Source organism: Kribbella sandramycini (genome assembly GCF_013131805.1).
In the GTDB taxonomy this organism is placed as follows: domain Bacteria; phylum Actinomycetota; class Actinomycetes; order Propionibacteriales; family Kribbellaceae; genus Kribbella; species Kribbella sandramycini.
Window position 1 is genome coordinate 424,649 of record NZ_JABJRC010000006.1, and the last position, 19,647, is coordinate 444,295.

A 19,647-nucleotide genomic window follows, 5' to 3' on the forward strand; every position below is an offset into this window, starting at 1 on the left:
GTGCACGTCGAGAATCTCACCCTGGCTTATGGCCCGGATTCCCCCGTGGTGGCTGGGCTGACGCTGGAGGTCCCGTCCGGGCGGCTGACTGCGATCGTCGGGCCGAACGGCTCCGGTAAGTCGACGCTGCTGCGCGGTATGAGCCGGTTGCTCACCCCGCAGAGCGGTCAGGTCGTGCTGGATGGACAGGACATCCACAAGCTGCCCGCACGGGAGCTGGCCCGCAAGCTCGGCGTCCTTCCGCAAGGCCCAGTGACACCGGAGGGCATCACTGCTGCGGAGCTGGTGTCGCGTGGCAGGCATCCGCATCGCGGGCTGTTCGGCCGGCTGACGGCCGCGGACGACGCTGCGATCGACGAGGCCCTCGCGGCGGTTGAGCTGACCGAGCTGCGGGACCGTCCGGTCGAGCAGCTGTCCGGTGGGCAGCGGCAGCGGGTCTGGATCGCGATGGTGCTCGCGCAAGGCACTCCGCATCTGCTGCTCGACGAGCCGACGACGTACCTCGACTTGGCGCATGCGGTCGATGTGATGAACGTCGTCCATGCTGCCGCGCACACTGCGGCGCGTACGGTCGTCGTCGTCCTGCATGACCTGACGCTGGCGGCGCAGTACGCCGATCACCTGGTGGTGATGGGGGAGGGACGCATTGCGGCGCAGGGGCGCCCGGTCGACGTCCTGACCGAGCAGCTGCTGGACGCCGTATTCGGGCTGCAGGCAACCGTGGTCGACGTCGGTGGCGCGCCGGTCGTCGTACCGGACCGTAGGCTGGCTGGGTGACGCCTTCCTTCGAGTCCCTGGTGGACACCCTGGCCGGCTCGGTCAGCTGGCTGTCCGTTCGGACGGCGGACGCCGTACCGGGGCCGGAGTGGGTGTCGTGCGCGGCGGTCGTTGCCGCCCAGCAAGCTGGTCAGGATCCGACTGCGGATTGGCGGCGTCGGGTGGCGAACGACTACGCACTGGAGTATGCGATCGATCCGCCGGTGCAGGTCGCGGCCATGTTCACGCTGATGTGGTACGTCCAGGTGCCGGCTCTGATGGCTGCGGTCAGTGGGGCTGCGCTCGGCGTCGCTCCGGACGTTTCACCCGGCGCACTGGCCTTTCGAGTGCACCCGAAGGCGCACTACCCGGTTGAGGTCGCGCTGCTCTCCGATGCGGTTGTTCCGGTGGAAGCGGCCGCTGCGCAGCTGAAGGCCCACACAGCAGCGTTTCTGGACTCGTTTCGCCCTGGTGTGAAGCTCAGCTCGCTACAGCGGTTCGGAGCGGTCGACGACGAGGTCCGGTCTGCGATCAGGTCGGTGGAGTTCGCGCCGTACGCCGATCGGGCTGCTGCCGCCTTCGGTGTCTCACTGGAGCAGAAGCTCCGCACCTCGTGCTGCTACTTCTACGTGCTGCCGCGGGTGAACGCCTGCACCACTTGCCCCAGATTCCGCCGAGTGGTCCAGACGGGCTCCATCTGAAGGATTGCCGGGTCTCGCGGCGGCGCTGAGGCTGACTGGCATGCGTTGGACACGTGTGGTGATGGCAGGCGTACTTCTGGTGACGTCGACGGCCCTGGCGCCGATGGCACGTGCACGGGAGGCCGCCGGTGCGACTCCGGGAGTGTGGACCGAAACGGCGTACAACTCTGTCTTCAAGGACAGCGGGCGCTCGCCCGAGGCCCGTGACGACATTCGGCTCGACACCGCCAAGAACGATCACGAGGGCGCGCAGATCGTGTTGCGCGGCCCAGCGGCGTTCACGGTGCAAAGTGTCGATTTTTCGACACTGACCGGGCCGACGGACACCCTCCCGGCCAGCGCGTTCAGCTATCACCCGGTGGGCTACGAGTACCTGGACCGCAACTCGTACAACGGCTGGGAACCCGACAACTTCGTCGTACCGACGATCCGGAAGGGCGCCGGCGACTACCCGGACCGGCTGCTGAACACGAAGACCATCAGTGTGCCGGCCAACCAGACCCAGGCGATCTGGGTTCGGGTGCACGTGCCCGCGACGGCTGCCGGTGGTGTCTACACCGGTAGGGCGACAGTGCGGACGACGAACGGTGACCTGTCGGTGCCGATCACTGTGAACGCACGCAACGTGGTGATCCCGCCGGCGAACCAGAGTGAGTTCACCAACGTGCTCTGGCACAACTTCCTCGGTCTGACGTCGTGGGATCCCGGTAAGGGCGACACTGTCGAGCTGTACTACGGCTACAAGCGCTACACGGCCGACTGGTGGCGGCTGATGGACAACTGGACCGAGAACATGAAGCGCTACCGGCAGAACAGTCTGCAGTTGCCGCTGATCGCCCTGCTGCGGGACGGCGGCAGCACGGTCGATGCGGCCGGCAAGTACACGTTCAACTGGAGGCGGTTCGACGAGGTTGCGCAGCGGTTCCTGGACAAAGGCGCTGTGCACACGCTTGAGCTGTTCATCGGCGCCGGTCCGAAGAACAGGGAGAACAATCCGCAGTTCCCGCGGTACCTGATGGAGGTACTCCCGAAGAACACCAACCAGGTTCTGCCGGACTTCCTGTACTGGGATTCGCCCGAGGCGGAGAACTGGTACAAGCAGTTCTACCCGGCCCTGCGGCAGCACCTGGTCGACAAGGGCTGGCACGACCAGAGCTGGATCCACGTGGCCGACGAGCCAGGTGAAGGGTCGGAGGGCTGGTACGGGATCGAGAAGCGGCTGCGGCACTACTGGCCGGACTCGAAGATCGGTGACGCGATCGTCAACGCGACGGCGCCCGGTGTGGCTGACAAGGCCGACATCGTGATCCCCAACCTGCACACGTACACGGTGATGACCGGTGCCGACGGCAGCAGCCCGTTCGACGTGGACCGGCGTGCTGGCAAACCGCTCTGGTTCTACAACTGCAACATCCCGGCTGGGAATCACCTGAACAGGTTCATCGACCAGCCGCAGTGGCATCAGCGGCAGACCATGTGGCTGGCCTACAACAAGGGCGCCACCGGGTATCTGCACTGGGCGTACGGCAACTGGCAGTTCGAGATGAAAAACCAGACGGTCAAGGGCGACGGATACATCGTGCGGCCGGACAAGGACAACCACACGGTCGAGTCGTCGCCGCGCTACGAGTCGCTGCGGGACGGGATGGAGGACTGGGAGGTTCTGAACTACCTGGGCAAGACCAACCCCGGTCTGGCACATGACCTGGCCAACAGTGTCGTACAGGCCAGTGACACGTACTCACCGGATGTGGAGTACATGCAGCGGGTACGGCGGATCGCGCTGGATGCTGCGGCCGGGCTGCCGGTGGTGGCGAAGAACCTGGCCCGGAACCGGGTTTCGAAGGCGTCGAGCGGTGACTCCAACAAGGCTGTCGACGGCGACAGTGCGACGGGGTGGCAGCCCGCCTCGGGTAACGGGACCAACTGGGTGCAGGTCGACCTCGGCCGGCAGGCGCAGGTGGACGGCGTCCGGCTGAAGTGGGGTGCGACGCATGCGAGTAAGTACCGGGTGCTGACGTCGTTCGACGGGGTCAAATGGGCCGAGGCGGGTGTTCGGGCCGACAACCCGGTGGATGATCTGGCGAAGCCTGGTGGGGACGACTTCGTCGGGCTGAACACGAAGGCCCGGCACATCCGGGTCGAGGCGACTGCGTCGAGTGGCGGGGCGACGCCGTACCAGCTGCTCGATCTGGAGGTCGCAGGGAACCTTCTGTTGCAGCAGAACCTGCTGGGTGGGAAGTCGTACGCCAAGACGGCGCCTGCTGCGCGGTTCGGGGACTCCGGCAACGAAGCGACCGACGGTGTGCTCAGTGACAACTGGGGTGACGGTAAGAGCTTCGGCTACGAGCTGTCGGGGATCGGCGCGACGACGCGGCCGTCGGTCACGGTCGATCTCGGCTACCAGCAGGTGGTCGGTACGGTGCGGGTGCATGCCTACCAGGAGTACCCGGACTACCGGCCGGACCTGGTGACGGTCTCGACCAGTTCGGACGGGTTGAACTTCGGGGAGCGGGCGAAGCTGAGTTTCGTCAACGGGGCTTCGAGTATCTGGTACGACCTCGGGTTCGCGCCGACGCCGGCGCGGTGGGTGCGGGTGACGTTCGACAAGCGGATGGGCAACAAGTACCAGAGCGGGATGTTCATCGACGAGATCGAGGCGTACGGCGCCGGTCAGGCAGCCGATGTCACACCTGGGTCGACGGCGTACCAGTGGAACGACGCCGGCGGCGCTGGACATGAGGTGGTCTTTGCGCCGACTGCCAACGGGACGCTGGGGCGTTGGGACTGGAGTGCTGCGGCCGGGCTCCGACGTGACGATCTGGGCGGCGGTCCGATCGCGGGGAAGACCAGTGGGTATGCCTGGAACAACCAGCAGCATGCGGTCGCCCGCGGGTTGAACGGGAAGCTGCTGCACTGGTGGTGGATCGAAGGCGAAGCCGCGCCGCATCGGGCGGACTGGGGTGGTGACGCTGCTGGAGACCCCGCGGCGGTTGTCTGGTCCGGCCAGCAGCACATCTTCGCGAGGTCGTCGTCCGGCGATCTGCAGCACTGGTGGTGGGATCCGGCTGACGGTGAGCTGCGGTTGGACCGGTGGGGCGGTGCGCCGGGGCCGATCGTTGGGACGCCGTCGACGTACGTGTCGGGGAATCAGTTGCATGTGGTTGCGCGTGGCGCGAACAATCACCTCTACCACTGGTGGTGGGTGAGCGGTGAGTTCGAGCCGCAGTTCGCGGACTGGGGCGGGGAGGCGCACTCCGACCCGACGACGTTTGTCTGGCGTGGACAGCAGCACGTTTACGCGCGAGCTGCGGACGGTCAGCTTTACCACTGGTTCTGGGACGCCGGTAGCGGACTCAACCGGGTGAAGTGGACCGGTGCGCCGGGCAAGTTCGTCGGTGCGCCGTCGGCGTTCAAGACCGACAACCAGCAGCACGTCGTCGCACGTGGTCCGAACAACACGCTCTACCACTGGTGGTGGACCGAAGGCGGTGGTGTGCGCTGGGAGGATCTGGGTGGACAGGTGTACGCCGACCCGGTTGCCTTCGCCTTCGCCGACCAGCATCAGTTCTTCGCCCAGAGTGCCACCAACACCCTGTACCACTGGTGGTGGACCCCGCAGGACGGCTGGCACCAGAACGACTGGGGTGGCAGCGTCCGCTACCCCGCGCCCTGACTGCTCCGGGGGCACGGCTGCAGTAGCCTGCGGCCGTGTCCCCAGAACGCCTGACCGCACGCCAAGCCGCCGCCGAACAGACCCGGCAGAAGCTGCTCGCCGCCGCCATCACGGAGTTCTCCCAACGCCCGTACGACGAAGTCACCGTCGCCGGCATCGCCCGTACCGCCGGCGTCGCCCATGGCCTGGTCTCGCACCACTTCAACGGCAAACAAGGCGCCTACACCGCGGCCGTCGACGCCGTCTACGAACAGCTACGCGCCGCCGAGGACACCGAGACCGCAGGTACCCCACGCGAACAACTCCGCGCCCGCTTCCGCACCTTTCTCACCTTCGTCGCCGCCAACCCCGACGCCGCCCTCAACCTCATCCTCGCCCCCACCCGCGACGCCGCCTTCGTCGACCGCCGCGCCCACGGCCTGGAAGTCATCGCCACCCTCCTCGACCTGACCCCCACCCCACCCCTCACCGCCGCCCTCCAAGCCTTCGCCGACGCCGCCGAAGGCCTCACCACCACCTGGCTCCGCCAAAACCAGCCCTACCCCCTCCCCGCCATGGTCGCCGCCTTCACCACCCTCCTCGCCGGCGCCCTCCACACCGCCCAAGCCCTGGACCCCACCCTCAACCTCACCCCCGCCCACACCCACCTCTGAGATCGATCATTTGATCTTCGAGGGGGTTGGCGTAGGCTTTTGGTTGATTGGGAATCAATGACTTTGGGTCAAGGGGAGCGATATGAAGTTGGGCGTGATGTTGCCGCAGACGTGGAAGTTCGCGGCGGGGGATGTGGTGCGGGGGGCTCGGGAGGCGGAGGAGGTGGGGTACGACAGCGTTTGGGCGTCGGAGCGGCTGTTGTATCCGGTGGATCAGACGGGAGTTCATCGGTTGACGGAGTACGGCGACGGGGCCTGGCCGGATGTTTATCGGAAGGTGCTGGATCCGCTGGTGGCGATGAGTTTGGCGGCGGCGGTGACGACGCGGGTGCGGGTGGGGAGTTCGGTGATCGTGCCGCCGTTGCATGTGCCGTTCCGGCTGGCGAGTTCGCTGGCTTCGATCGGGGCGGCGAGTGGCGGGCGGGTGGTGGCCGGGCTGGGGACGGGGTGGTCGGTGGACGAGTTCGCGGCGGCGGCGCCGCGGCCGATGAAGGAGCGGGGTGCCGCGCTGGACGAGTTCCTGGATATCGCGGAGGCGATCTGGCGGCCGGATCCGGTGGAGTTCGAGAACGATCGGTACAAGTTGTGGCTGGCCGAGATCGGGCCGAAGCCGGCGGAGCCGATTCCGGTCTACCTCGGCGGGTGGGGGCCGAAGGCGCTGGCGCGGGTGGCCAAGCGGGCCGACGGGTGGTTGCCGGTGATGGTGCCGCCGCGGCAGCTGGGGGAGACGCTCGCCGACCTCCGGAAGCAGGCCGAGCAGTTCGGTCGTGACCCGCAGTCACTGCGGGCGACCGCGATCGTGGCTCTCGGCGGGGAGTTCACCCGGGTCGACTCCGGTGAACGCGCGGCGTACCAGGGCAGTGTTGAGCAGATCATGGGCGATCTCGCGGAGCTGGCCGAGGTAGGGGTCGACGAGGCGGTGCTGACCCTGCACACCGTGGCCCGCGACATCGAGGAGTACAGCGACCTATTGAAGCGCTTCCACCAGGAATTTCTAGTCCTGTAAGGGAAATGTCGGTGGCGCCGTGCAGGATGCGGGGCATGACGAAGACAGGCAAGGCGTCACCGACGGGTAATCCGGTCTTGGTTGTCCAGGGCCGACTCCGGGGCTACGGTCGCTGACGTGACCTCGTCCGGTGGTTCTCCGGCGACGACTCCGATCGGCTCCCGGGCCGAGGCGGAGGGCTACGTCGCGATGGTCTGTTTCAAACACGGTCCGCCACGGCTGCACGGCGTCGAGCTGGAGTGGACCGTGCATCACGCGGATGATCCGCGCCGGTCTCTCGACGCCGATCGGCTCGCCAAAGCCCTGGGCGTCCATGCGCCCGCCACCCTGGTCCCCGGCAGTCCGCAGCTGCCGCTCGGCCGGGGTGCTCTGGTCACCGTGGAGCCGGGTGGCCAGGTGGAGATCTCCGGCCCCGCCTCGGCCTCCATCCCGGAGCTGATCGACGACACGACCGCCGACGCGGCCGAGCTAGCGAAGCTCCTCGACGCCGCCGGCCTCGTTCTCGGCGACCACGGCCTCGACGCGTTCCGCAGTCCGCGCCGCATCCTCACCGTCCCGCGCTATGCCGCGATGGAGCATGCCTTCGCGCGCCTCGGCCCGCACGGCCCGCGGATGATGTGCAGCACGGCCGGCCTGCAGATCTGCCTGGACGCCGGGGAGGCCGGCCAGACCGCGCTGCGCTGGCGAGCTCTCCACGACCTCGGCCCGGCCCTGATCGCTCTCTTCGCCAACTCAACCCACCGCGAGGGCGCCCCGACCGGTTGGGCCTCCGCGCGCACCGAGGCGACGTTCGGCACCTGTGCGCCGTTCACCGAGCCCCCGCCGCTGGAGGGGGACCCGGCCGCGGCCTGGGCACGGATGGCGATGGAGGCGCCGGTCCTGTGCCTCCGTCGCGGCGACAGCTGGGACGCGCCCGACGGGCTGACCTTCGGCGCCTGGGCCGACGGCCGGCTCCCCGGCGACAGACCGACGTACGACGACCTCGAATACCACCTGTCGACGCTGTTCCCACCAGTCCGCCCACGGGGCTATCTGGAGGTCAGGTACCTCGACACCCAGCCCGGCGACGGCTGGATCGCCCCGACGCTGTTGCTCAGCGCGCTGATGGCCGACCCCGGCGTGCTGGATGCGGTGCTGGCCGCGGCCGAGCCGGCGGCCGGGCGCTGGTTCCCCGCCGCGCGGGAGGGGCTGGGCGATGACCTCGTCCGCCAGGCCGCGCGCGGCGTGGTCGAGCTGGGCACCGGCCTGCTGGAGCGCACCGGCGTCCCGGCAGAGCTTCGGACTGCGGTCGCGATCCGGCTGCAGCGCATCGTCGACGACACCCACGGAAGGCGAGCTTCATGACCCACCAACTGTCCGACCTGTCCGACGAGGGGCTGCGGTCGTACGTCGCCGAACAGCTCGGCAAGTCCCGGCGGCGGACGGCGCAGCTCGCCGACTCGGTCGACGTCGACGACCTGATCAAACAGCACTCGAAGCTGATGTCGCCCCTGGTCTGGGACTACGCCCACATCGGCAACCAGGAGGAGCTCTGGCTGGTCCGCGACGTCGGCGGCCGCGAGCCGCTGCGCCAGGACATCGACGAGCTGTACGACGCGTTCATGCACCCGCGGGCGGATCGCCCGGCGCTGCCGCTGCTCAACCCGGTGCAGACCCGCGCGTACGTCGAGGAGGTGCGTGACAAGGTGCTCGACGTCCTCGACCACGTGAAGTTCGACAACGGGCGCGAGCTGGTCGGCAACGGGTTCGCCTTCGGCATGATCGTGCAGCACGAGCAGCAGCACGACGAGACCATGCTGGCTACACACCAGCTGCGGAGCGGCGTCCCGGTCCTGGATGCGCCGCCGCCACCGGCTGGGCGGCGGTTGCCGGCGGCTGAGGTGTTCGTGCCCGGCGGCGTCTTCGAGATGGGTACGTCGGTGGAGCCGTGGGCGCTCGACAACGAGCGGCCCGCGCACGCCGTCCGGGTCGCGCCGTACGTGATCGACACCGTCCCGGTCAGCAACGGCGATTACCTGCGCTTCGTGACGAGCGGCGGTTATCAGGAGCAGCAGTGGTGGTCCGAGGCCGGCTGGGCGCATGTGCAGAAGGGCTCGCTGGTCGGGCCGCGGTTCTGGGAGCAGGCCGACGGTGAGTGGTGGCGGGTCCGCTTCGGGCACCGCGAGCAGCTCCCGCTCGACGAGCCGGTCATGCATGTCTGCTTCTACGAGGCCGAGGCCTACGCGAAATGGGCCGGGAAGCGGCTGCCGACCGAGGAGGAGTGGGAGTACGCCGCCCGCTTCGACCCGGCCACCGGCCGGACGCGGCGCTTCCCCTGGGGTGACGAGAGCCCCGGCCCGCAGCATGCCAACCTCGGCCAGCGCCATCTGAGCCCCGCTCCGGTCGGCGCGTACCCGGCCGGCGCGTCACCGCTCGGCGTCGAGCAGCTGATCGGCGACGTCTGGGAGTGGACGTCGAGTGACTTCCGCCCGTACCCGGGCTTCCGCGCGTTCCCCTACGACGAGTACTCGCTCGTCTTCTTCGGCCCCGACTACAAGATCCTCCGCGGCGGCTCCTTCGGCACCGACGACGTCGTCGCCCGCAGCACCTTCCGCAACTGGGACTACCCCATCCGCCGCCAGATCTTCGCCGGCTTCCGCTGCGCCCGCGACCCGCGCCCCGAAGAGCTCTGATGTGCCGCCACCTCGCCTACCTGGGCCCACCCGTGGCCCTGGCTGAGCTCGTCCTCGACCCCGAGCACTCCCTCTACCAACAGTCCTGGGCCCCCACCGACATGCGCGGCGGCGGCAGCGTCAACGCCGACGGTTTCGGCCTGGCCTGGTACGCCGACGGTCAGCTGGTCCGGTACCGGCGCAACGTGCCGATCTGGACCGACGACAACCTCCCCGGTCTCGCGCGGTCGATCAGCTCGGGCGCCGTCCTCGCCGCCGTCCGCAACGGGACGGACGACATGCCGCATGACGAGTCCGCGGTCGCACCGTTCGTGAGCGGCAGTTGGTGCTTCAGCCACAACGGGAAGATCCCGGGCTGGCCAGGGTCGGTGCTGAAGCTGGCAGAGGGGTTGCCGGTGGCCGAGCTGCTGGGCGCGGGTGTCGACTCGGCGTTCCTGTTCGCGTTGATCCGAGCCCGGATGGGCGAGCCGGTGGCCGCGGTGGAGTCCGCCGTCCGGGAGGTCGCGGAGGCCGCGCCGGGGGCGCGGTTGAACGTATTGCTGACGGACGGCGAGCAGCTGGTCGCGACAGCCTGGACGCACTCGCTGTGGGTACGCCGAACCGACGACTCCACCACCGTCAGTTCGGAACCGTTCGGAGCCGGGCACTGGGTGGAGGTCCCCGACCACTCGTTGCTCGTGGCCACCGCCACCACGGTGCGCATCACCTCGATGGAAGGACCGCAGTGACCCAGATCGACGTACACCTCACGCCGGACTACGCCGCCCGCGCGCTTCGTGAAGACGTCCGCGCCGGGCTGACGGCCGAGCCGAAGTGGCTGCCGCCGAAATGGTTCTACGACGCCCGGGGGAGTGAGCTGTTCGAGGAGATCACCCGCCTGCCCGAGTACTACCCGACCCGCGCCGAGCGCGAGATCCTGCAGGCCCGCGCCGGGGAGATCGCCAGGCTGACCAAGGCGCACACCCTCGTCGAGCTCGGCTCCGGCTCCTCGGAGAAGACGCGGCTGCTGCTCGACGGCCTGCGGGACCACGGCACGCTGACGACGTTCGTCCCGCTGGACGTCTCGGAGTCCGCGCTGCGCGAGGCGTCGGACGCGATCAACGCCGACTACCCGAGTATCGACGTCCACGGCGTCGTCGGCGATTTCACCGCGCATCTCGACAAGCTCCCCGGTGACGCCCCACGCCTGGTCGCCTTCCTCGGTGGCACCATCGGCAACCTGCTCCCGGCCGAGCGCGCCGTCTTCTACCGCTCGATCCGCGATGTCCTCGAGCCTGGCGAGTGGCTCCTGCTCGGCACCGACCTGGTCAAGGATCCGGCCACGCTGGTCGCCGCCTACGACGACGCCCAGGGCGTCACCGCCGAGTTCAACCGCAACGTTCTCCGGGTCATCAACCGCCAGCTCGGCGCCGACTTCGACGTCGAGGCCTTCGAACACGTCGCTGCCTGGGATGCCGACAACGAGTGGATCGAGATGCGGCTTCGTGCCACCGCCGCGCAACGCGTCCTGATCCCCGAGGTCCATCTCGAAGTCGATTTCGCCGCCGGGGAGGAGCTGCACACCGAGATCTCCGCCAAGTTCCGTCCCGAGAAGGTCGCCGACGAGCTGGCCGCCGCCGACTTCACCCGCACCGCCTGGTGGACCGATACCCAAGCCCGCTTCGCGCTGTCGCTCTGGCAGGCCGCCTGATCGGCGGGTGTGCTCGGACACCTCAGCGCCGAGCACACCCCCCGCGGGTGACTCAGCCGCCGGACTTGATCAGCCCGTTGATCTTCTCGATGTACGCCGGGAGGTCGGTGACCGGCTTCTTACCGGCCAGGATGGGCTGGTAGTCGGCGGTGGTGAGGTCGCCGACCTGCTGGGCCCACTGGGTGGTGAAGCGGACGCCGACGGTCTTCTCCATCGCGAGGTCGGCCTTCACGGTGTCGACGACGGTCGGCTGCTCGGCCAGCGCGCCGAAGTACTTGGCCTGCGCCGGGGTGTACGCCGGGGGCGCGACCGGGGACTCGGGCAGGACGGCGTCCCAGACCTTGGTGTTGATGTACTCGAGGACCTTGAAGGTGGCGTCCTGGTTCTTGGTGTACTGCGGGGTGCAGATACCTACCGAGTCGTACAAGGTGGCCGGGGTGGTGACCTGCGGGAAGGGCGCGAAACCGTACTTGACCTTCGGTTTGTCGACCTGGAAACCGGCCGCCAGCCACTGCCCGCCGAACATCATCGGCACCTTGCCGGCCGCGAACAGCGACTGCGCGTTCGAGGCGTCGTACCCGGGCGGCGCGACCGAGCCGTTCTTGACGGCGTCGACCAGCTTCTGCACGCCTTCGGTGTACTTCGCGTCGGCCTCGGCCTTGGTCGGGTGGTTGACGTCGTCCGTGAACGGAGCGCCGCCGGCCGAGACGGCGTACATGCTCATCGTGAACGGGCCGTCCGGGCCGGTGAGCTGATCGGCGACGAGGCCGTACTTCGCGCCGCCCTTCCCGGTCAGCTTCTGGGCGGCGGCGTACATCTCGTCCCAGGTCCAGCCGCTCTTCGGGATCGGTACGCCGGCCGCGGTGAAGGCGTCGGCGTTGTACCAGACGCCGTACGTGTTCATCAGCGACGGCAGCCCGCCCAGCTGGCCGTCCGCGGTGGTCCAGTTCTTGATCGCGGACGCGACGAACTTGTCCGCCCCGAACTCGCCGGAGAGCTTCGGGCTCCAGTCGACGAGCAGGCCCTGCTGGGTGTACTGCTGCTCGGTGTCGTTACCGCACCAGAACAGGTCCGGCAACTTCTTCGCCTGGGTGAGCGACGACAGCTTGTCGCCGTACTGACCGCTCGGGGTGTCGAGCAATTCGACCGTGATGTTCGGTTCCTTGAACTCGGCCAGCGCCTTCTTGATCACGGCGTTGGTCTGGGTCGACTCCCACGTCATGACCGTGACGGTGACCGGGCCGTCCGCCGCGCCGGAGTCCGAACCGCCGCAGGCCGTCAGCAACCCGGCGCAGGCCAGCGCGGCGCCGATGAGCTTCGTCTTCACAGTGATGCCCTCATTTCTGGGTGGTGCTGCCGAGTGAGCCGAGGCCCTGGATGAAGTAGCGCTGCGCGGCGAAGAAGAGGATCAGCGGTGGCAGCATGTAGAGCAGGTTGGTGGCCATGTAGTAGCTCCAGTCCGGCGTCTTGCCGGCGAACGGCGAGATGAACGCCGCCATACCGACCGACAGCGGCCACTTGCCGGAGGAGTAGAGGTAGACCAGCGGGTTCAGGTAGTCGTTCCAGGAGGCCTGGAAGGCGAGGATCGCCATCGTGATCCAGGCCGGCCGGGTCAGCGGCAGCATCACCTGGGTGAAGATCCGCAGGTGCCCGGCGCCGTCGATCTTGGCCGCCTCGTCGATCGAGTACGGGATCGCGAGGAAGTACTGCCGGGCCAGGAAGATGAACAGCGGATTCCCGCCGAGGAACGCCGGCACGATCAGCGGCAGCCAGGTGTCGTACCAGCCGATGCTCTTGTAGAGCTGGAAGAGCGGGATCAGCCCGACGACGCCGGGGAGCAGCATGCTGCCGACGAACAGGTAGAACCAGAGCTTCCGGCCCGGGAAGCGCAGCCGGGCCAGCGCGTAGCCGGTCATCATCGCGGTCATCACACCGCCGAGCACGCTGAGCGCCGTGATGATGGTCGAGTTCAGCAGCAGCCGCGGGAAGTTGATCGCCTGCGGGCCGTCGATGAAGTTCCGCCAGGTCCATTCCCGCGGGAGCAGCCGCGGCGGGATCTCGAAGACCGCCGAGCCGCTCTTCAGGCCGATCGTGATCATCCACAGCAGCGGGACGATCATCACGGCGGCGATGAACAACGCGGTCGCGTACCAGGCCGTCGTCCCGATCAGGCGGCGCGGACGGCGTTCAGTCGGGAGTGTTGTCACTGTACGTCCAAAGGGAAGTGAACTTCGCGGCCAGCGCGATGACGGCGATGATGACGATGAACAGCACCCACACCTGCGCCGAGGCGTAGCCGAGCTGCGGGACGCGGCCGAGGTTCGGGAAGCCGTTGTTGTAGATCGACAGCATCAGCACGTTGGTGCTGAACCCGGGCCCGCCGTTGGTCAGGATCTTCGGCTGGTTGAACGTCTGCAGGGCGGCCGTGGTCTGCAGGATCACCTGCAGCAGGATGATCGGGCTGATGGTCGGGATCGTGATCCGCAGGAACGCCGACCAGGGCCCGGCGCCGTCCACCTTGGCGGCCTCGTACAACTCGGTCGGGACGGCCTGGAGCGCGGCGAGGAAGATGATCATCGTGCCGCCGACTCCCCACAGCATCATCAGCACGACCGACGGCATCGCCATCGTCGGGCTCTGCAGCCACAGACTGGTCGGCAGGCCGAGCCGCTCCAGGATCGTGTTCAGCAGGCCGACCTGGGGGTTCAGGATGAACTTCCAGAGCGTGATCGTCGCGACGGCCGGCAGCACCACCGGGAGGTAGGACAGCGTCCGGACGATCCGCACCCCGCGGAAGCGCTGGTTGCAGAACATCGCCAGCGCGAGACCGAGGATCAGCGAGAGCGGGACGTACAGCACCACCAGGTAGCCGGTCGCCCGCAGCGCCGGCCAGAACGCCGGATCGGTCGTGAACAGCCGCCGGAAGTTGCCCAGGCCAACGAAGACCGGGTCGGTCAGACCGTTGTACTTCGTCAGCGCCAGGTAGAACGACCGGATCAGCGGGTAGCCGACGAAGACCGTGAACCCGATGATCGCCGGGGCGATGAACAAGTACGCCGCCAGGGTGTCCGAGCCGGCGCCGCGAGACAGCGTATTCCGGCTCCTCCCACCATTCTCACGTTGGAACGGCAGCCTCCATCGATTCACCCGCTCAACCGCCGCATCTGAGTCCTCGATTCATCCGATCTCCTGGTCGATTTCCTGGACGGTAACGTTTCCAAGTTTTAGTGTGGGGTGGACGATGCCGTGCCGCGAAAAGGAAGTCAACCCCGTGCCCGAAACGTTTCCAAACACTCCCGAGGCCGCTCGGCCGACGATGATCGACGTGGCCCGGCGGGCGGGGGTCGGGCTGGGCACGGTGTCGCGGGTGGTGAACGGCGGGCACGGCGTCCGGGACGAGACCGCGCAGCGGGTCCGGACGGCGATCGATCAGCTCGGCTTCCAGCGCAACGAGGTCGCCCGGGCGCTGCGGCCGGGGAAGAAGTCGTCGAGTCTGGCGCTGGTGCTGGGGGACCTGACCAACCCGTTCTACGCGACGATCGCGAAGGCGTCGCTCGAGGTCGCCGGGCAGTCCGGGTTCGCCGTCGTCCTGGGCAGTGTGGACGAGGATCCGGAGGGTGAGAAGCGCGCCATCCGGGAGCTGGTCAGCCGGCAGGTGGCCGGGCTGATGATCGTCCCGGACCAGGGCGACCACGCGTTCCTGCAGGGCGCCGGCGTTCCGGTCGTGTTCGTCGACCGGCCGGCCACCGGGATCGACGCCGATATCGTCATGGTCGACAACGAGGGCGGCGGCCGGCTCGCCGCCGAGCATCTGCTCGGCCAGGGCCACGAGCGGATCGCGATCCTGCTCGCCCCGTCGTACTACACCACCGGACGCCGCCTGCGCGGCTTCCGCCGGGCGCACCGCAGCGCGGGTCTCGACGTCGACGAATCGCTCGTCGTCCAGCTCCCTGAGGGCAACGCGGAGTCCGCCGAGAAGGCGACCCGTGAGCTGATGCTCCGCCCCGACCCGCCGACCGCGATCTTCGCCTCCACCAACTTCCTCACCGAAGGCGTCCTGCGCGCCCTCGGCGAACTCCGCCGCGACCCCGCCGTCGTCGGCTTCGACGACTTCCGCCTCGCCGACATGCTCCCCACCCCCGTCACCGTCGTCGCCTCCGACATCGCCGAACTGGGCCGCAGCGCCGCCCGCCTCCTCCTCGACCGAGCCGCCGGCGCCGACACCCGCCCACCCCAACGCATAGTCCTCCCCTGCGCCCTCATCCCCCGAGGCTCCGGCGAACGCCCACCGAAGAAGAAGCGCTGAAAGGCGGGACCGGAAATGGGTGGAGGCCGGCGCTGGGTGCGCCGGCCTCCGGTGGGTCAGGTGATCAGCTGGCGTTGCCGATCAGTTTCCAGGGCTCGTGGTCGGGGTCGGGGCCCGTGCCGGGAGCGCTGTTCTGGGTTTGCCACTTGGCTTTCCAGATCTTGTTGTTGTACTTGACGGTGACCTGTTCGACCGGCTGGGTGGCCGGGTCGTAGATCTTGGTCGCGTCCCAGTTGCCGGCGCTGCAGCCGCCGGCGGGCGGGGTGGCGCCGGGGAGGCCCTTGAGGTTGTCGGTGATCGGTGCGTAGGACGCACTGCCGATCGACAGACTCGTGTTGACCGGGCCGGTGATGGGCAGGAAGTAGATGATCGGGAGATCGAGCGACTTCCCGGCCGGGATGATCTGGCAGTAGTCCAGCGTCGTGGAGATCCGGTGGAAGGTCGAGCCGGCGGTGAGTTTCCACTGCCCGCCCTGGTCGCCGGTCTGCCAGTTCACGTCCTTGACCAGCGGGGACGTCGACGCCGGGATGTCGAACGACAACTTGGTGTCCTTGCCGCCGCCGAGCGTCCGGCCGGTGTTGTTGGTGATCCGGACGGTCGGCTGCAACGGCCACAGGTTCGCCGTCGCGGTCGGGTAGTTCACCATGTCGACGCTGATGTTCGCGGTCGCCGTCGGCGCCGCCCCGGTGCTCCCGGCGCGCAGGCTGTTGTTGTACGCCCCGGCCCCGTTCAGCTTGTCGTTCAGCCGGGTCGTGAGCGTGTAGCCCATCCCGCAGGAGCGCTGAGCGTCGACCACCGCCGGGCAGGCGAAGTCACCGCCGAGCTCCCACATCATCACGCCGCCCGCGCCGGTCGACTTCACCAGGTCGGTGATCGCGTCGATCCCTTGCTCGTCCTCGGTGGACAGGAACACCTTCTTGTCGTTGTTCCACAGCCACGAGGTCTTGGTGACGTTGTCCCAGTGCCGCGTGTAGGTGCCGGTCAGCTTGTCCTCCGGCTTGGCCGGGTCGAGCCCGACGTTCGGCGCGTACCTGGGAAGGATGTTCTTCTCCAGGTTCTTCGTGTGCCACAGCGGGTTCGTGCCGGAGCCGAGCTCGCCGCCGTTCGACGTGTTGTCGTGCCAGATGTTGTCGATCCCCACCGCGCCGTCACCACAGGGCCGCTTGATCCCCGTGCCGGGCTCGCACCCGTCCGGCTTGGCCGACTTGCCCCACAGGCCGTTCGTCCCGCCGGTGACGTTCTTCCAGCCGCGCGTGTAGTACGGCACGCCCAGGTTCACCCGGCCGGCCTGCAAAGCGCCGCGCATGTACTTCATCGCCCAGTTGGTGTTGAAGTACCCGATCCCGCCGTACTCCGGGGTCGCGTACTGCTCGGCCAGCTCCGGGTCCTTGCCGTCGTCGAACAGCGCCGCATTCGGCCCGACGACGTCGTTCCAGGTGCCGTGGTAGTCGTACGACATCAGGTTCGTGAAGTCCTGGTAGTCCAGCGCGGTCTGGTTCGCCATCCCGCGGACGAGATACCCGGACGCCGACGAGGCCGACGTCAGCAGGTAGTACTTGTTGTCCGCCACCGACGCCCGGTTCAGCGCATCGCGCAGCGTCTTCATCAACGCCGTGTACGACGTCGGCAACCCCTTGCGCCGCGGATTCGCCGTGGCCCAGTCGCTCGGGTTCCCGGTGTCGTCCAGCACCGTCGGGTACTCGAAGTCGATGTCGAGCCCGTCGAAGCCGTACGTCCGCAAGAACTCCACCGCGGACGCCGAGAAGGTGTCGATCCCGGCCTGGTTGACCGAGCCGTCGGCGTTCGTCGTCATCGCGTAGAACCCGCCGGACCCGGCCCAGCCGCCGACCGAGATCAGCGTCTTCACCCGCGGGTGCAGCCGCTTGTACTTCGTCAGCAGGTTGAAGTGCCCCTTGTACGGCAGCCCTGGGTCCATCTCGGCGCCGAACTTACCCGGCCACTCCATCTGGGTGGCCGCGGCGTCGACCGACATCCGGTTGTTCGCCACCGTCGCGAAGGCGTAGTTGATATGCGTCACCTTCGACCACGGGATGTTCTTCACCAGGTAGTGCGGCGTCCCGTCGGCGCCCGTGCGGGCCCCGTTGAAGTACGCCACCACCCGGCGGTCCCGGCCCTGGCCGAGCCACTCGCGGCCGTCGCCCTGGTAGACCTTGCAGTACGGCGTCGCCACCCCGGGCGTCGTCGCCAGACCGTCCGGCCGGCAGTCGCCGCTCGGCGTCGGACGCGCGCCGCCGTCGTCACCGCCCGGATGCGCCTCCATCGGGTCGCCGACGCCCCCGTTGGCGCCTGCGGCCACCTCACTTGGCAGCAACCAGCCGTCGACGCCCTTGGACGTCGAGTTGAACAGCAGGAAGTCCGACACCTTGTCGGCGTCCAGGTCGCCGAAGTCGCCGACCGTCCCGCCGAACGCGTTGCCGGAGCGGATCACGCCGAGCGACTTCCACGGATCGGCCGCTGCGGCCTTGCTCGACTTGGCTTCCTCCCAGCCGGTGCCGAGGTTCTGCCAGGCCTCCACGTCGCCGGTCATGTACTTGACCACGACGACGTCGGCGCGCAGATCGCCGTTGATGTCGGGGTAGGAGACGGTGCCGACGCGGCCCTCGGCCGGGTGGGTGAATCCGGTGATCCGGCGCCAGTCACCGGGCTTGGGCAGCCCGGCGGACTTGCGGTTCTCCCAGGCGATGACGAAGCCCATCCGGTCCGGGATGATCAGGTCGTCGTCCTTGTCGCCGTCCAGGTCGGCGAAGACCGGGATCCCGACGTAGCTGAGGTCGTTGGCGACGATGACCGGGTTGGCCCAGCGCACCGTCGAGCCGCTGGACTCGTTGCGCCACACCCGCATCGCGGCGAAACCGGTCGGGGACTCGGCGGCGGTCAGGAAGTTGACCAGGTCGTCCTTGCCGTCGCCGTCCAGGTCGCCGAAGTAGGCGACGTTGGACACGCCGCCCGGCGCGGTGTTGCCGCGCGGGATCCAGACCCGGCTGCCGTCCAGACCGCACCCGGCGTTGTGCCAGGTGTACAGGCGGCCGTTCACCGAGATGGCGCGGTCGACGTCGAGGTCGCCGTCGACGTCCATGAACCGGGTCTGCGCGCCGTCGGCGGCGAAGACGATCTGGCCGAGCGGGGTCCAGCCGCCGCCGGGCTCGGGCTCGCCGACCGGCTCGCGGCAGACGCCCGTGGCGGACGCCGAGTTCCGCAGGTAGCTGGGCAGGTAGCGCTCGAGGGCGTCGAGCATGCTCGCCAGCGTGTCACCGGCGGTGGTGCCGCCGAAGAACGCCTCGACCGTCCGGACGAAGCGGACCAGGGACGCGCTCGTCGCCTTGTACCAGGCCAGCGCCTCGGCGGTGCCGGCGAACGCGATCAGGAACCCGGTCAGACCGGCCGCGATCGACTTGGCCATCGTCTTGGCCCACTCGTCGGCGTTACCGAGCTCGCCGTTGGCCCATTGGGTCAGGGCGCCGTTGACGAACTCGCCGATGAAGCCGCCGAGCCCGGCGCACAGCGGCACGCCGCCGCCGTAGGTCAGGCACAGCGCGGTGGCGCCGGCGCCGACCAGCATCGCTCCGGAGACGATCAGCGCGCCCTGCCACCAGGACTCGTCGACGACGACTCCCGGATCCTTGATGACGATGACCGCGACCGTGCCCTCGACCCGCAGCTCGGCGTCGAACTCGACGAAACGCAGCTTGGGCATGACGTCGTGCAGCTGGCCCTTGGTCCGCTCGTCCACGACCTGGCTGAGCTTCTTGCCGCTGGCGCGGATCTCGTCGAACTGCTGGACGTAGTGCGCGGCCAGCGCCGGGTCCTGGAAGTCGTGGCGGACGGTGTGGTCCTGGCCGGCGGCTGGGACGAACACGGCGTCCGGCGCGGCCGTGGCGGGCTGGATGCCGGTGCTGGAGACCAGCACGGCGATCGCCGTCACGATGGCGATCAGAAAGGCCGGCGGTTTGCGCCGGCGCAAGGTTCGGGAGCGTGGTGAGCCCATGCGAAGTCCTTCTGTAGGGGCGGAGAGCACTGCGTTTGGGAGCGCTTCCAGTTAAGTATGGGAGCGCTCCCACGGCACCGTACAGAAAGCTGCTGCGGAAGGCATCGAGAGCAAGCGCTATCCGTGATCGAGTTAACACGGACGGCGACGTTTGAGCGTTCGAAAGTCTCGGACCCCCGGG

At 68.4% G+C, this 19,647-nt stretch carries 14 protein-coding genes; 10 read left to right on the plus strand and 4 right to left on the minus strand.

From position 1 onward, the window contains the following. The 9 genes from HPO96_RS25170 (at position 1) to egtD (ending at position 11,154) form a co-directional block, all read left to right on the plus strand. Positions 1-777 (plus strand): ATP-binding cassette domain-containing protein, encoded by a 777-nt coding sequence (locus HPO96_RS25170; protein ID WP_171676658.1) that lies wholly within the window; start codon positions 1-3, stop codon positions 775-777. After that, the gene (locus HPO96_RS25175) at positions 774-1,457 is read left to right on the plus strand and encodes a (2Fe-2S)-binding protein (RefSeq protein ID WP_171676660.1); all 684 of its coding nucleotides are present in this window, start codon (positions 774-776) and stop codon (positions 1,455-1,457) included. The genes HPO96_RS25170 and HPO96_RS25175 overlap by 4 nt, the downstream gene beginning before the upstream one ends. A 40-nt stretch (positions 1,458-1,497) precedes the next feature. After that, a complete protein-coding gene (locus HPO96_RS25180; protein ID WP_171676662.1) occupies positions 1,498-5,133 on the plus strand; it encodes a glycoside hydrolase domain-containing protein in 3,636 nt (1,211 codons plus the stop codon). Positions 5,134-5,168: 35 nt separating this feature from the next. Beyond that, the gene (locus HPO96_RS25185; protein ID WP_171676664.1) at positions 5,169-5,786 is read left to right on the plus strand and encodes a TetR family transcriptional regulator; all 618 of its coding nucleotides are present in this window, start codon (positions 5,169-5,171) and stop codon (positions 5,784-5,786) included. 82 nt (positions 5,787-5,868) lie between these two features. Then, the gene (locus tag HPO96_RS25190; RefSeq protein ID WP_171676666.1) at positions 5,869-6,792 is read left to right on the plus strand and encodes a TIGR03619 family F420-dependent LLM class oxidoreductase; all 924 of its coding nucleotides are present in this window, start codon (positions 5,869-5,871) and stop codon (positions 6,790-6,792) included. 117 nt (positions 6,793-6,909) lie between these two features. Beyond that, positions 6,910-8,136: a glutamate-cysteine ligase family protein gene (locus tag HPO96_RS25195; protein ID WP_171676668.1), complete on the plus strand. Its 1,227-nt coding sequence runs from the start codon at positions 6,910-6,912 to the stop codon at positions 8,134-8,136. After that, on the plus strand, positions 8,133-9,464 hold the full coding sequence (gene egtB, locus HPO96_RS25200; RefSeq protein ID WP_171676670.1) for an ergothioneine biosynthesis protein EgtB: 1,332 nt from the start codon (positions 8,133-8,135) through the stop codon (positions 9,462-9,464). Before HPO96_RS25195 ends, egtB begins: the two co-directional genes overlap by 4 nt. Next, on the plus strand, positions 9,464-10,192 hold the full coding sequence (gene egtC, locus HPO96_RS25205; protein ID WP_171676672.1) for an ergothioneine biosynthesis protein EgtC: 729 nt from the start codon (positions 9,464-9,466) through the stop codon (positions 10,190-10,192). Before egtB ends, egtC begins: the two co-directional genes overlap by 1 nt. Continuing rightward, positions 10,189-11,154 (plus strand): L-histidine N(alpha)-methyltransferase, encoded by a 966-nt coding sequence (gene egtD, locus HPO96_RS25210; RefSeq protein ID WP_171676674.1) that lies wholly within the window; start codon positions 10,189-10,191, stop codon positions 11,152-11,154. Before egtC ends, egtD begins: the two co-directional genes overlap by 4 nt. A 52-nt stretch (positions 11,155-11,206) precedes the next feature. On the opposite strand, the gene HPO96_RS25215 is transcribed toward egtD, so the two are convergent. The 3 genes from HPO96_RS25215 to HPO96_RS25225 are packed head-to-tail and all read right to left on the minus strand — an operon-like array spanning position 11,207 to position 14,205. Further along, complete coding sequence (locus HPO96_RS25215) at positions 11,207-12,481, minus strand: ABC transporter substrate-binding protein (RefSeq protein WP_337796796.1); 1,275 nt, start codon at positions 12,479-12,481, stop codon at positions 11,207-11,209. 10 nt (positions 12,482-12,491) lie between these two features. Continuing rightward, positions 12,492-13,361 (minus strand): ABC transporter permease subunit, encoded by an 870-nt coding sequence (locus tag HPO96_RS25220; RefSeq protein ID WP_171676676.1) that lies wholly within the window; start codon positions 13,359-13,361, stop codon positions 12,492-12,494. After that, on the minus strand, positions 13,342-14,205 hold the full coding sequence (locus HPO96_RS25225) for a carbohydrate ABC transporter permease (RefSeq protein WP_171676678.1): 864 nt from the start codon (positions 14,203-14,205) through the stop codon (positions 13,342-13,344). The genes HPO96_RS25220 and HPO96_RS25225 overlap by 20 nt, the downstream gene beginning before the upstream one ends. A 220-nt stretch (positions 14,206-14,425) precedes the next feature. Between HPO96_RS25225 and HPO96_RS25230 the strand changes: the two genes are divergently transcribed. After that, complete coding sequence (locus HPO96_RS25230) at positions 14,426-15,460, plus strand: LacI family DNA-binding transcriptional regulator (protein ID WP_337796797.1); 1,035 nt, start codon at positions 14,426-14,428, stop codon at positions 15,458-15,460. A gap of 64 nt (positions 15,461-15,524) precedes the next feature. On the opposite strand, the gene HPO96_RS37665 is transcribed toward HPO96_RS25230, so the two are convergent. Next, on the minus strand, positions 15,525-19,466 hold the full coding sequence (locus HPO96_RS37665) for a glycosyl hydrolase family 18 protein (RefSeq protein ID WP_202886362.1): 3,942 nt from the start codon (positions 19,464-19,466) through the stop codon (positions 15,525-15,527). Between the last annotated feature and the right edge of the window lie 181 nt (positions 19,467-19,647).